This is a genomic window from Paraburkholderia phytofirmans OLGA172 (genome assembly GCF_001634365.1).
Taxonomy (GTDB): Bacteria; Pseudomonadota; Gammaproteobacteria; order Burkholderiales; family Burkholderiaceae; genus Paraburkholderia.
The window spans coordinates 283,725-297,397 of record NZ_CP014578.1 but is presented as its reverse complement, the minus strand read 5'-3'; the positions used below and the strand labels follow the sequence as shown (position 1 = coordinate 297,397).

Here is a 13,673-nt window from a genome sequence, read left to right as displayed (position 1 = left end):
AAGAGTGGCCAGAATATTTTCGCAAGGTTTTCACTGCGAAGTCCGATCAATTTAAAATGGCAAGGAAATTCTGCCATTCAAAAATGCATAAAATGAGCACGGCTTCACGAAAATTTATCAGAAAGTAAAGAAACCACAAAGACGCGAATTGCCGCCGGCGCGACCGCTCGTCACATGCATTAACAGTCAGTCAACCTAATAATGCATTTTGAATCGGATGGATTTGCGTTGAATGCCTCCGAATATATTTCCGCAAGCACTACCACCCCGCAACTAAAAGATCAGTTCGGCCTTACAGAAACGGACTTTGCCGTTCCTGATCCCCTTTCCTGCGGATGTGCGCACGGGAAGATCCAATAGCAAGGCCACCGGTGCGGCGTCATCGTTGAGCGCTGACGAAATCTGGCCACTCCGCATCGTCTGCGCGCCGCCGAACTGGCAAAAAATGCGTGTCAAGACTTGACTTATGCACACGTACGCGTTCCAGAGAGATTTTGAAACATCTGAAAGGCACACGGAAGCCCGCATCTAAAAGGCATTGATTCGATTGGTTTTTTTCGCCTGCCCGGAGCGGACTCCACCTGACAGAATGCCCACGGGATGGGCATCTTCGGTAAAAACCGCGAAGTTCTCAACAGAGTTATCCACAGCACCTGCGAGTAATCAGGAAACTTCAACGTAAACCGAGAATTAGCATGCAATGCTGCGAAGGAACTTTCACTGTGCACTGCGATCTGGCGGCACGCCGAATCCGCCAAAGCGCCCCCTTTCAATACAGTTGGAACGACGAAAAAAACTGGTCGACCTGTTCCTGCTGGAGGGGCTTGGAAGCAATGATGGCCGCCTGATACACATGCCGGCCACGCGCGACCAGACGCGCATAGACGGTTCGCGTTTCGTGTTTCGAACCGGCCTCACCGGTCAGCTTCATTTCCAGCCCCATCACCCGACCGCCGGCGGCGAGCGGGATTTGCACCGCATGAGCGTCCGGTGCGGCGCCCACATTGCGGGCGAGGCCGGTGCGCAGGAATTCGAGCGCGGCGCGCTGCGTCTGCGGATCGTCGTTCGGCAGCATCACCGTGCCGACCGCGAACACCGCGTCGCCGGCTTCGGCTGTCTGCATCGCCATCTGCATCGGTGTGCCGTCGATCTGGACCGCGCGCTGATCGTTGTCCGGCTTGGCCGGCAGGTCGACCGTGTAGCCGTCGTCGTTGTTCATGATGGTGCGCCAGTCGAAGGTCGGCGAACACGCCGTCAATGCGCCGCCCAATGCCAGCGCGCAAGCCATCGTGCCGAGTACTGCGCGCGCACGCGGCAAGCGAAAAGCGGCGCCGGCCAGGGCGAAACTTGGGGAACGGCTGACAGGACGGCCAAACGGGATTATCGAAATCCGGGCGAGGAAGCGAAAAACGGTTCGAAGCATGGGACAGAAGATTGGGCTGACAGGAACGTAAAGTCCTATTATCCCCTCCCCGGCCACCTGCTGCCGCGCGGCCGGAATGGGGCTACAATAGCGACGCTTGGCAGCACCGGATTTAATAGTCGCAAAGCAAGACCAAACGCAGCCCATACCAACGCACTGTCCCGCGCGCTCCGCGCGACTCTCGAGGTTCCGTTCATGAGTTCCACCCCGTCCACCGCCGCACGGCGCGCGAATCCGATTCGCACCATCATCATCGCCGTCGTGGCCATCGCGATTGCGATTGCTGGCTATTTCGCGTTCGCCGGGCAGCAGCGCGTGCCCGATGCGACCTTCACGTTGCTGTCAGGCCAGAAAGTCTCGACCGCCGACCTGAAAGGCAAGGTCTACCTGATCAACTTCTGGGCGACCAGCTGCGACACCTGCATGAAGGAAATGCCGCAGATGGTCCAGACCTATAACCGCTTCAAGGGCAAAGGGCTCGAATTCGTCGCCGTCGCAATGAACTACGACGCGCCGATGTACGTGACCAATTACACAGAAACCCGCCAGTTGCCGTTCAAGGTTGCGATGGACGACGGCTCGGTCGCCAAGCAGTTCGGCAACGTCCAGCTCACGCCGACCACCTTCCTGGTCGACAAGGACGGCAAGATTCTGAAGCGCTACGTGGGCGAGCCGCAATTCGCGGAACTCGACCAGTTGCTGGAAAAAGCGCTGAACGCGGTCTGATTGCCACGGAAAGCCTGAAGCAAAGCACCCTGATTCAAACGCCGGCGTCGCACCTCGCCGCCGGCGCTTCAAATCCTCACCGCTCCCCTTCCCCTTTGGCCGCAAGGCCATATCGCTTGATCTTCTCGTAGAGCGTCGCCTTTCCAAGCTGCAGCTTGTCCGCCGCGACCGCGACGACACCGCCGGCCTGCTCCAACGCCTCCGCGATCACCGCCCGCTCGAACTGCTCGACACGTTCCTTCAACGGTTGCGTCGCTAAGCCGTCGTCGGCGAAAGACATGACCGGATCGTCGGCCACGCCGAGCACGAAGCGGTCGGCGGCATTGCGCAGTTCGCGCACATTCCCCGGCCATTCCCGCTGCATCAGGCTGGCACGCTGCCGGTCCGTGAGAATCGGCGCAGGGCGTTGATAACGCACCGCCGCATCCAGCAGGAAGTGCTCGAACAATGGCACGATGTCCTCGCGACGCTCGCCCAACGGCGGCAGCGCGATCGTCACCACGTTCAGCCGGTATAGCAAGTCGCGACGGAACGAGCCGTCCGCGACATGCTCGGCCATGTCGCCCTTTGCGGCGGCCACCACTCGGCAATTCACGCGAATCGGCTGATTCGAGCCGAGCCGCTCCAGCACGCCGTCCTGCAACACACGCAGCAGCTTGACCTGCAACGCGAGCGGCATGCTCTCGATTTCGTCGAGGAACAGCGTGCCGCCCGAAGCATGTTCGAGCTTGCCGATGCGGCGTTTTGCCGCGCCGGTGAATGCGCCGGGCTCGTAGCCGAACATTTCCGACTCGAACATCGGCTCCGGTAGCGCGCCGCAGTTCACCGCGATAAACGGTTTGTCACGCCGCGGCGACAGTTCATGCAGACTGCGCGCGATCAATTCCTTGCCCGCGCCGGTGTCGCCGTTGATCAGCACCGACGCGTCGGTCGGCGCGATATTCGCGATCAGCCGCCGCACCTGCTCGATCGCCGGGCTACGGCCAATGATGCGTGGCGCCACCGTATTCTGGCCGGCCAGCTCACGGCGCAGCGCGAGGTTCTCCAGCACCAGCTTGCGGCGCTCCAGCGCGCGTCGCACGGTTTCGATCAGACGCTCCGATGCGAACGGCTTTTCGATAAAGTCATACGCGCCGTCACGCATGGCCTGCACGGCCATCGAAATATCGCCATGACCGGTGACCAGAATCACCGGCACATCGGGCGCGCGCTCGTGGCACTGCGCGAGCAGTTCGAGACCGCTTGCGCCAGGCAAGCGAATATCGCTGACGATCACGCCTGAGAAATCCGCGCTAATCATCTTCGCTGCGGATTCCGCCGACGCATGGCCGATCACGTCGAAGCCCGCCAGTTGCAAACTCTGCACGCTGGCGCGCCGCACTAGCTCGTCGTCTTCGATGTACAGCACTTGCAAGCCGTCGTTCAGCATGTTGTTCTCGTCTGATTCAGGAACCCGTGGTGAGCGGATCCGATGTGTGACTCGTCTGCACGCGCGCGCGGCGCAGCGTCAATACGAATAATGCACCGCCGTCCGGCGCGTTGCGCGCCACCAATGTGCCGCCGCAATCGCGCGCAATCGACGATGAAATCGCAAGGCCGAGCCCCAACCCCTGGCCCATTTCCTTCGTCGTAAAGAACGGTTCGAACAGGCGCGGCAGCACGTCGTCGGGAATGCCTGGGCCGTTGTCGCGCACTGCGAACGACACACTCGACTCAGCGGCTTCGATCTCGATCGAAATGCGCGGCGGCGTCATCCCCGCCGTTGCGTCGAGCGCGTTGCCGAGCAGATTGATCAGCACCTGTTCAAGCCGAAGCTCGTCGCAATTGGCGACCAGATCGGGGGGATCGTCGGCGAGATTCAGCAGCCCGCGCGCGCCGGTTTCGGCATCTAGCAAAGCGAACTCGACTTCGACGCCTTGCAGGCGCTTTTGCAGCAGCGCGATCACATTGCGCAACGCTCGCATGATCGGCGCACGCGCGCTGCGCGGCCGCGCGCGGCCGACGAACAGCTTCAACTGATTGGTGATCTTGCCCATGCGCTCGGTGAGCGCCGCGATCGCTTCGAGATTCTCGCGCGCCGAGGCCTGGTCGCCGCGTTCGAGCAGCACGCGTGTGTTGTCCGAAAAGCCGCGCAACGCCGCGAGCGGCTGATTCAATTCATGCGTAATGCCGGCCGCCATCTGACCGAGTGCGGCGAGTTTGCTCGCCTGGATCAGCTCATCGTGCGCGGCGCGCAGTTCCTGTTCGGCGCGCGTTCGCTCGGCGACTTCCTTCTGCAACTGTTCATTCGCCTGCGAGAGATCCGCGGTGCGCTCGGCCACTCGCTGGTTCAGTTCCGCGTAGGCCTTTTGCAGCAGCGAACGGCTGCGCATCACTTCACGCACCCGGGCGCGGCGCATTCTCCAGTAGAACGCGAGCAGCACCACCGACACGTATCCGAAGCCGGTAACAATGGTCGCATTGCGCGCGTCGGCATCGACCGGACTAACGGGCGACATCGTAATCAGATGCCAGTCCGGCTCGCCCATGCCGCGCCGCGACGCAAGATAGCGCGTTGCATAGCGACCACCGCCGATACGCACGATCTGCGCGTCGCCTTCGAGGGTGCGCTCGATCGTCACCGGCAGCGGCGCGATCGGCTGTTGTGCGTACTGGCGCGCCTGATAGATCGAATCGGCGACCTGTCCCGACAACGGCTGGATCGTGTGATATTTCCACGCCGGCATCGACGACAGAAAAATTACGCCGTGGTCGTCGGCGACAACCAGGGGCTCGGACGCATCCGCGCCCTGAAACCATTCAAGATCGAGTTTGACGACCGCCACGCCGACGATCTTGCCGTCCCGCCGCACCGGCTGCGAGACGTAGTAACCCGGCGCCTGCGAAATCGTGCCGATACCGAAGAAGCGGCCCACGCCCCCCTTCACCGCATCGAGAAAATACGGCCGGAATTGATAGCCCGCACCGATGAAGCTGCCCGGTCCGCGCCAGTTGCTCGCGGCGACACAATAGCCGTCGACCGGAATAATGTAAGTGACCGTTGCCCGCGCATGGCGGTTGAGGTCGTCGAGATAGAGATTGGCGTGCTCGACGTTAGCTGGACTGGGATTGACCAGCACGTCCTGCACGATAGGATGTTCGCCCAGCAGATAAGGCAGCGATTCGTAGCGCTCGAGTGTGCTTTTCAGCGCGCTCGTCGTGCGATCGACCCGCACCGCGGCGTTGCGCCGCAAATTGTCGATGCCGCTCTGCCAGGCGATGCTGTACGTGAACCCGCACGCCGCCACGAGCCCGGCGACGAGCGCGAAGAGGATCAGCAGGCGGCGCGTCACGTTGGCAATTCCCGATCGGTGAGGATCGGATATTGTGGCATAAGGCGGCGCGCCGTCGGCGCGAGCTGCGTCGGCAGACAGCGTGGGGGCACGGCGCGCGGCTGCCGTTTTCATACGCGGGTATCCGCTGCCGTGATCGGATTGCTGGTGGGTGTCGTAGCCGGTACGCGGCTTAAACGCTAGCCGGCTCTTTGACCGTCGCTTCACCCCGCAACGCGGCGTTCAGCTTGTTGCGGTCCAGTTCCTTTTCCCATGCCGACACCACCACCGTCGCCACACCGTTGCCGACGATGTTCGTCAGCGCGCGGCATTCGCTCATGAAGCGGTCGATACCGAGAATCAGCACCATGCCCGACAGCGGAATGGTCGGCACCACAGCGAGCGTGGCGGCCAGCGTGATGAAGCCTGCGCCCGTCACACCGCTTGCGCCCTTCGAAGTCAGCATCGTCACCGCCAACAGCGTGAGCTGCTGCGTCCACGTGAGGTCGGTGTTGGTAGCCTGCGCGATGAACAGCACGGCCATCGTCATGTAGATGTTGGTGCCGTCGAGGTTGAACGAGTAACCGGTCGGCACCACGAGGCCCACCACCGAGCGCGAGCAGCCGAGCTTTTCGAGCTTCAGCATCAGTTGCGGCAGCGCGGCTTCCGACGAGCTCGTGCCGAGCACGATCAGCATCTCTTCCTTGATGTAGCCAACAAAGCGCAGGATGTTGAAGCCCACCGCACGCGCGATGATGCCGAGCACGACCACCACGAACACGATCGAAGTCAGATAGAACGTGCCGATCAGCTTGAGCATCGGCAGCAGCGAGCCGATGCCGTACTTGCCAATGGTGAAGGCCATCGCGCCGAACGCGCCGATCGGCGCCAGCTTGGTGATGATGCGCACGATGCCGAACAGCACGTGCGAGAGCCCGTCGATGAAGTTCGTGACGACCTTGCCCTTCTCACCGGCCGTGGCGAGCACCGCACCGAACAGCAGCGCGATCAGCAGGATCTGCAGGATTTCGCCTTGTGCGAAAGCCGACGAGAGCGTGTCCGGAATGATGTGCATCAGGAAATCGACCGTGGTCTGGCCGTGTGCCTTGGCGGCATACGACGCGACAGCCTTGCCGTCGAGCGTGGCCGGATCGATATTGAAGCCGACGCCCGGCTTCAGCACGTGCGTGGCGATCAGGCCGAGCAACAATGCAAACGACGAGACGATTTCGAAGTACAGCAGCGCCTTACCGCCGACGCGCCCGACCTTCTTCATGTCTTCCATACCGGCGATACCCGTCACCACCGTACAGAAGATAATCGGCCCGATCACCATCTTGATCAGCTTGATGAAGCCGTCGCCGAGTGGCTTCATGTCGATAGCGAAGTCCGGCGAATAGTGGCCGAGCGCGATGCCGATGATGATCGCGACGATCACCTGGACGTACAGCACTTTGTGGATAGGTTTCTTCACGATGTTTCCTGCGATATGGGTGAGCTCAAGGCCTGCCACGCTGCGCATCATGCGAACGAATAGTCGTCACGCCTGTGCACGGCATTAGGCCGCGACAAGACGACGAATTCAGAAATACCGGGAAGGGAAATCAGACATCGTTGTCTCCTTGCTTTAGTTGTCGGTCCATTGCGGCCGCAGGTTCTAAATTGCAAGGTCGATGCCAGCTTGATGCGACGCGAATCGCTTTGATTTTTATAGGTTTTTTGGTGTGCTACGACGCCCGCCGTCCGGGATTCCGGAAATCCGGACGAGGTGTGTCGGGGAATCCGGAATCCGTACAGGCGCGAATTCGGGAAAACCCGGGGCGCCTTTTGGGCTGCGGCTTTCGCCTGTTTCAGCCGAAACCGCCCAGCTTGCGCGCCGGCTTTCGCACGCGTCAGCAGAAACCGCCTAGCCGTACGCGCGGCCCTCGCCCACGTCGGGCACGGCTGTCCGGCTTCTATGCGCCGCCTTCTTCAAGCACCAACAAGTTCTCGTGCGAGAAACCCAGCGACACCGGTTGGCCTCGTTCGGGCAAGCCGCGATTCGGGTCGTTGAATACATCGAGTGAAATGACCGCATCCTTCACGCGCGTTCTGATGCGCACCACCGCGCCGAGGAAATTCACTTCTTCGACGGTCGCGTTCAGCGTGTTGCGGCCCGGCGCGGCCGGCTCCAGCACAATGGCTTCGGGCCGCAGCGCGAGCATGCGTTTCTTGCCCGCGTCGTCTGGCGGCAGTTCTTGCGTGGTGGTCAGTTCCTGACCGTCGACGGCCATCTTGCCGGTTTTCGGGTCGATCACATGGCCCGCCAGAATGTTCAGCGTGCCGACAAACGACGCGACAAAGCGCGTGCGCGGATAGTTGTAGATCTCCGAAGGCGAGCCGATCTGTTCGACACGCCCCTCGTTCATCACCACGATGCGGTCCGAAATCGACAGCGCCTCTTCCTGATCGTGCGTGACGAAAATCGACGTGATACCCAACTCACGCTGCAACGCCCGAATGTCTTGCCGCAGCGAAATGCGAATCTTCGCGTCGAGCGCGGAGAGCGGCTCGTCGAGCAACAGCACCTGCGGCTTGCCGGCAAGCGCGCGCGCCAACGCCACGCGCTGCTGCTGACCACCCGACAATTGCCACGGATAGCGCTCGCCGAGTTGCGGCAACTTGATCAGTTGCAACATCTCCTCGACGCGCTTGTTGATCTCCGTCTGCGGACGATGCGTGATCTTCAGTCCGAAGCCGATGTTATCGGCCACGGTCATGTTCGGAAACAGCGCGTACGACTGAAACACCATGCCGACCTTGCGCTGCCGCGTGCGCAAATGCGTCACGTCCTTGTTATCCAGCCGGATGACGCCGCGCGTCGGCGTTTCGAAGCCGGCGATCATCCGCAGCACCGTGGTCTTGCCGCAGCCGGATGGTCCGAGGAACGTGATGAACTCGCCGCGTTCGATCTTCATGTCGAAGTGATGCAGCGCGGTGTTCGCCCCGAAGGCCTTATGCAGATTTTCGATCTCAAGGAATGCCATGATTCGCTGCCTTAGTCGGTCAAATGAGTCCGTCAAATTTTCTGGCCGCTAAGCGCGCGTGCCGAGCCGAATACCTGAATCAAACCCATCGACGCCCATGTGATCACGAACGCGATGATCGCGAGCGCCGACGGTTCGTACGCACGGTTCGCACCGATCAATTGCAGATACGGGCCAAACGCGGGGCGGTCGAGCAGACTCGCCAGCGTGAACTCGCCGATCACCACGGCAAAGGTGAGAAATGCGCCGGACAGAATGCCCGAGCGGATATTCGGGAAGATCACCTTGAACAGAATCGTCGCCCAGTTCGCACCGAGACATTCGGCGGCTTCGGTCAGCGAACGCACGTCGACGGCGCGCAAACCGGCGTCGACCGCGCGATACATGTACGGCAGCGAAAGCGTGACGTAGCCGAACACCAGCAGCAGGTCGGTCGCGCGTTCGTTGCCAGTGAGCGGCAGAATCGAACTGCTGTTATAGATGCGCAGATACCCGAACACGATCACGATCGCTGGCACCACCAGCGGCAACAGCGTGATGAATTCGACGACCGGCCGCAGTCTCGGCAGCCGCAACTGCACGTAGTACGCAGTCGGCACCACCAGCAACACGCCGACAATGATCGTCAGCACCGCCATCAGGATCGAATAGCCGAACGAGGCCTGAAACCGCGGATCGCTCAGCACGACGCTATACGCCTCGAAGCTGTAGACGCCACGCTTCATGCGCAGGCTGAATTCGAAGGTGGCGAGCAAAGGAATCAGAAAGTACAGCGAACCGACGATCATCGCAGTCCACGCGCCGACACGCGATTGGCTATTCATCGACGCCCCCTTTCAGCGCGTGAACGCAACCAGATGTACCCGCCGTTCGACAGCCCCGTGACAAGCACCATGCCAAGCGCGAGCGCATAGCCCAGGTTCTGGTTGTGCATCACATCGCCACGAATCTGCGCGTACAGCAGGATCGTGACGATGTTCAGCGAACTGCCGGTCAGCGCGTAAGCCGTGGCGACCGCACCGAACGAATTGGCAAACAGCAGCAGCGTCGCGCCGAGCACGCTCGGCCACAACACCGGTAACGCTACGTGGCGCCAGTATTGGAAGGCCGTGCCGCCGAGGCAGTCGCAGGCCTCACGCCATTCGCGCTTCAGGCCGTCGAGCGCGGGCGTGACGATCAGCACCATCAAAGGAATCTGAAAGTACAAGTAAGTCAGTGTCAACCCGGAGAAGCTCAGAACGCTGAAGCCCGTCGAGTACAGATTGAAGCCGAGGTATTTCTTCAGCAATACGGTCACGAGACCGACGCGTCCCAGCGTGCAGATGAAGGCGAACGCGAGCGGCACGCCGGCAAAATTCGAGGCGACGCCGGAGAACGTCATCAACGTCGGGCGAATCCAGCCCGGCAATTTGCCTTGCACCGCCGCCCACGCGAGCAGCGAGCCGATCACCGCGCCGCCGAGCGCGGAGGCGGCGCTCACCTTGAAGCTGATCCAGTAGGCATCCATCACCGTGGGCTGGAGCAGGTCGCGGAAATTGGCGAGCGTGAAATGGCCTTGCGAATCCTGGAATGCGCCGACCATCAGAAAACCGGTCGGCAAAATCAGGAACAACAGCGCGAAGGTGAAAAACGGCACCACGCCGATCCAGGCGAGCAACTGCGACGCGCGGCCCGGACCGTCGACGCGAGGCGTTGGAGTAGGCGCAGGCGGAACCAGTAATTCCGGCTGCACCGATCCGGCATCCGATGAGGCGCTCATAGTTCACCTTTGGTGCTTTCTGGCTTACTTGACGTTCGCGCCGACCGCTTCGTCCCAGTGCTTCGTGATGGTGTCCTTGTAGGCGTCCTGTTGGGACAGTGTCGGGAACACCACATTCTTGTATGACGACGGCGCCGGCAGCTTGTCGAGCAGCGCTTGCGGGACCTTCTTCGCCGCCACCAGTTCGTTATAGCGCATCGGATGGCAATAGCCGGTGAGCCAACCGATCTGGCCTTCATCCGAGTACAGATATTCCATCCACAGCTTGGCGGCATTCGGATGCGGCGCGTAGGCGCTGATTGCCTGAACGTACACACCGGCGACCACGCCCGTCTTCGGAATCACCACCTGCACCTTCGGATTGCCCTTCAGTGTGTCGCGGTCGGCCAGCGCGTTGTAGTCCCAGCGCACGACGATCGGCGTAGTGCCCTGAGCGAGCGACGCGGCCTTGCCGATCACCGGCACAAAGTTGCCGTTCTTGTTCAGAGCGGCGAAATATTGGAGACCGGCCTTGTCGGCCTTGCTCACATCGCCCTTGCTTTGCGACAGGCCCGCCGCGAACACGGCCTGGATCGCCTGGTTGGCCGAGCGCGGGTCGCCGGCCAGCGAAACGGCGTTCTTATAGTCTGACTTGAGCAGATCGCTCCAGTCGGACGGCGCCTTGTCGATCATGTCGGCGTTCACTTCAAACGACAGCACGCCGTAGTAATCGCCATACCAATAGCCTTCGGCATCTTTCGACTCTTTCGGAATCGAGTTCCACGAAGCGACCTTGTACGGCTGCAGCAAACCCTCGGCCTTCGCGGTCGGACCGAACGACAGACCCACGTCGATCACGTCAGGCGCCTGCGGACCCTTGTTGCCCTTATTCGCCTTGATGGCTTCGACTTCGTCGCCGGAACCCGCATCCGGATTCAGTTCGTTGATCTTGATACCGTACTTTTTCTGAAAGCCGGCCACCAGCTGACCGTAGTTGCACCAGTCATGCGGCAACGCGATCACGGTAAGTTGGCCTTCCTGCTTCGCGGCTGCGACCAGTGCATCGAGCGGCGCGGCCGAAGCGCTGCTCACGCCGGCTGCGGCGACACCCGCAGCGGCCGACATCGAAAGTATGCGAGCTAACACTGTGCGCTTCATAGTCTTCCCCATCCTCTGCCGAAATTGCTACGTTTGGAAAATTTCTAATTTCTGGCCCTATGGGCACGCGCCTGCGCAAACTCGCACCCGCGCCATGCTCAGTCCGGATTCGCCGGCGCTGAAAACATGTCCTCGTGCTCCAGTCTATCGATGCGATCTGTACAAATCATGTCGACGCCCCATTGCGCGAGCAGCTTTGCACGCGCCGGGTCGTTCACCGTGTAGGCCAGTACACGCAAACCGGCTGCCTTGATCTCGGCGACCAGCCGCTCGGTCAGATACCGGTGGCTCGCGTGCAAAGACACGCAATCCAGTTCCCGCACGATGCGCAGCCAGTCCGCCGGGACCTCTTCGAACAGCATGCCGCGTTGCAATGAGGGCGCCGCATCCCGCGCAGCAGCGAGCGCCTCGAACGAAAACGATGACAGCAGCGGCGGCGTCTGCCCTTGCCACAAAGTCAGCGCGCCACCTGCGACCAGGCGCCCGGTGATCTCGTCACGACCCGCGCAGGGTTTGATTTCGATGTTGGCGGCGATGCCATCTCGTGCGCAACGCCCCGCCGCCTCGGCGAGCGTCGGCAGGCGCGTGCCAGCAAACTGCGGCCCGAACCAGGCGCCGGCATCGAGCACGGCCAGTTGGTCCCACGTGTGTTCCGCCGCGGCACCATGGCCGTTAGTCGTGCGTTCCAGCGTGTCGTCGTGCAACAGAAAGAGCTGGTTGTCGGCAGAGAGCTTGGCATCGAATTCGACCATGCGGTAGCCGTAGCGCACGCACGCGTCGAAACCGGCCAGCGTGTTCTCCGGCGCCAATGTGCCGCCGCAGCGATGCGCAACCCGCCTCGGATACGGCCAGTCTGCGGATAAAGTGCGATCAATGCCGTTTGCCACGTCTCGTTACCTTCCAGATAGAGCGGGTTAAGTATGCTCCCGACACGTTCCCAGTTGCCCGTACCGCCATGACGCACTGCGTCATGCAGCCTTTACGCGTGGGCCCCGCGCGTAGTATCGCGCCAATGGGCGACGCTGCGATAGCAGGCCACACGGCCAACGCCGAGACCCATTCCGCCCCGTGTTGGCTCAGCGATTTTATTGTCAGGATGCCAAACCGTGCGGCCTCCTGGCAGCGCCGCATGCAGCAGTGAATGGTTCAAGCGGCAGATCCCAAGATCCATTATGGCAACGGCATGGGTCAAGCAAATTGCCAAAAATTGCCACAAAATGCTCGAAATTGGGCATTTCAATTCCTTTCCGAACATTTGATGTTCGAAATCGGCGCAGCACTTCGATCTGCGAAGGCTAAGGTTAAATACACAAAGTTGCAAGCTGCCAAAAAAATACAACACAATTCGGCTAAAGTAGTACGCTTGACATCCTCCGGACACACATCCGTGTCCACGATGACACTTTAAAAAAGCAAGCCGTGTGAACGAGCGTTCGCACTCAAGGAAAAATGCATGTGGCAGGAAGACCGTCATCAGAGAATTCGCGCGTTGCTGTCCACGCTTCAACGCGTGTCGACTGAACGGATCATGGCGGACCTCGGGGTGTCGCGCGAAACGGTGCGGCGCGATCTGCTCGACCTGGAAGCACTCGGTGAATTGCGGCGCGTGCATGGTGGCGCGATCAAACCCGCCGACGAGGCGCCGATCGCCGAGCGCGCCCACATGCGCGTCAAATCCAAAACGGCAATCGCCAAGGCGGCCACCGGTTTGATCGCGAGCGGCCAGACACTTTTCATCGACGCGGGCACCACCACCGCAGCGCTCGCCGAAGAGCTGGCGAAACTGGCGAACCTGACGATCGTCACCAATTCCATCGACGTCGCGCTGAAAATGCGCGGCGCCGTGGATCAGACGGAAGCAGCCAACGAAGTGATCCTGCTGGGCGGTTCGATCAGCGATCGCGCAATGGCGACCACCGGCGCCACCACCGTGCTCGACATCCAGCGCTATCGTGCGGACATGGCCTTGCTCTCGCCGGTCGGCATCGATCACCGGCATGGCGCGACCAACTACGATCACGCTGAAACCGAAGTGGCGCGCGCCATGGTCGCCAACGCAGACCGCGTGGTGATCCTCGCCGACTACAGCAAGATCGGTCAGCGCAGCAGGATTTCCTACTGTCCGGTCGATAAGATCGATGTGCTGGTCACCAACAAAAAGGCGGCCGAAGCCGCCGACTTTGCGGCGCTGAAAAAGAAGCTGGAAGAGATCGTTCTGGCTTAGGGCGCCGGCGTGTTCGGGGCTTCGCACGAATGCTTCAGGAAGCGCTGCAAGAGCGCCGCGCGACCCG

General features: G+C 61.2%; 11 protein-coding genes. 2 read left to right on the top strand and 9 right to left on the bottom strand.

Features of this window, described 5'->3' with window-relative positions; genetic code table 11:
- Positions 1–769 precede the first annotated feature (769 nt).
- Positions 770–1,423, bottom strand: coding sequence for a hypothetical protein (locus tag AYM40_RS01285; protein WP_063494629.1), 654 nt, complete (start codon positions 1,421–1,423; stop codon positions 770–772).
- Between the two features lie 195 nt (positions 1,424–1,618).
- On the opposite strand from AYM40_RS01285, the gene AYM40_RS01280 reads away from it, so the two are divergent.
- On the top strand, positions 1,619–2,149 hold the full coding sequence (locus AYM40_RS01280; RefSeq protein ID WP_063494628.1) for a TlpA disulfide reductase family protein: 531 nt from the start codon (positions 1,619–1,621) through the stop codon (positions 2,147–2,149).
- Between the two features lie 76 nt (positions 2,150–2,225).
- On the opposite strand, the gene AYM40_RS01275 is transcribed toward AYM40_RS01280, so the two are convergent.
- The 8 genes from AYM40_RS01275 to ugpQ form a co-directional block, all read right to left on the bottom strand.
- On the bottom strand, positions 2,226–3,578 hold the full coding sequence (locus AYM40_RS01275) for a sigma-54-dependent transcriptional regulator (RefSeq protein ID WP_181448395.1): 1,353 nt from the start codon (positions 3,576–3,578) through the stop codon (positions 2,226–2,228).
- Positions 3,579–3,594: 16 nt separating this feature from the next.
- Positions 3,595–5,595 (bottom strand): sensor histidine kinase, encoded by a 2,001-nt coding sequence (locus AYM40_RS01270; RefSeq protein WP_063494627.1) that lies wholly within the window; start codon positions 5,593–5,595, stop codon positions 3,595–3,597.
- A gap of 58 nt (positions 5,596–5,653) precedes the next feature.
- Positions 5,654–6,934 (bottom strand): dicarboxylate/amino acid:cation symporter, encoded by a 1,281-nt coding sequence (locus AYM40_RS01265; RefSeq protein WP_063497788.1) that lies wholly within the window; start codon positions 6,932–6,934, stop codon positions 5,654–5,656.
- Between the two features lie 481 nt (positions 6,935–7,415).
- A complete protein-coding gene (locus AYM40_RS01260; RefSeq protein WP_063494626.1) occupies positions 7,416–8,486 on the bottom strand; it encodes an ABC transporter ATP-binding protein in 1,071 nt (356 codons plus the stop codon).
- 32 nt (positions 8,487–8,518) lie between these two features.
- Complete coding sequence (locus tag AYM40_RS01255) at positions 8,519–9,310, bottom strand: ABC transporter permease (protein ID WP_063494625.1); 792 nt, start codon at positions 9,308–9,310, stop codon at positions 8,519–8,521.
- Positions 9,307–10,245, bottom strand: coding sequence for an ABC transporter permease (locus AYM40_RS01250; RefSeq protein ID WP_063494624.1), 939 nt, complete (start codon positions 10,243–10,245; stop codon positions 9,307–9,309). The genes AYM40_RS01255 and AYM40_RS01250 overlap by 4 nt, the downstream gene beginning before the upstream one ends.
- 24 nt (positions 10,246–10,269) lie before the next feature.
- Entirely contained in the window at positions 10,270–11,382 is a 1,113-nt protein-coding gene (locus tag AYM40_RS01245; protein WP_063494623.1) for an ABC transporter substrate-binding protein, read from the bottom strand.
- Between the two features lie 98 nt (positions 11,383–11,480).
- Complete coding sequence (gene ugpQ / locus AYM40_RS01240) at positions 11,481–12,269, bottom strand: glycerophosphodiester phosphodiesterase (protein ID WP_063494622.1); 789 nt, start codon at positions 12,267–12,269, stop codon at positions 11,481–11,483.
- A 566-nt stretch (positions 12,270–12,835) separates the two neighbouring features.
- Between ugpQ and AYM40_RS01235 the strand changes: the two genes are divergently transcribed.
- A complete protein-coding gene (locus AYM40_RS01235) occupies positions 12,836–13,606 on the top strand; it encodes a DeoR/GlpR family DNA-binding transcription regulator (RefSeq protein WP_063494621.1) in 771 nt (256 codons plus the stop codon).
- Positions 13,607–13,673: the final 67 nt, after the last annotated feature.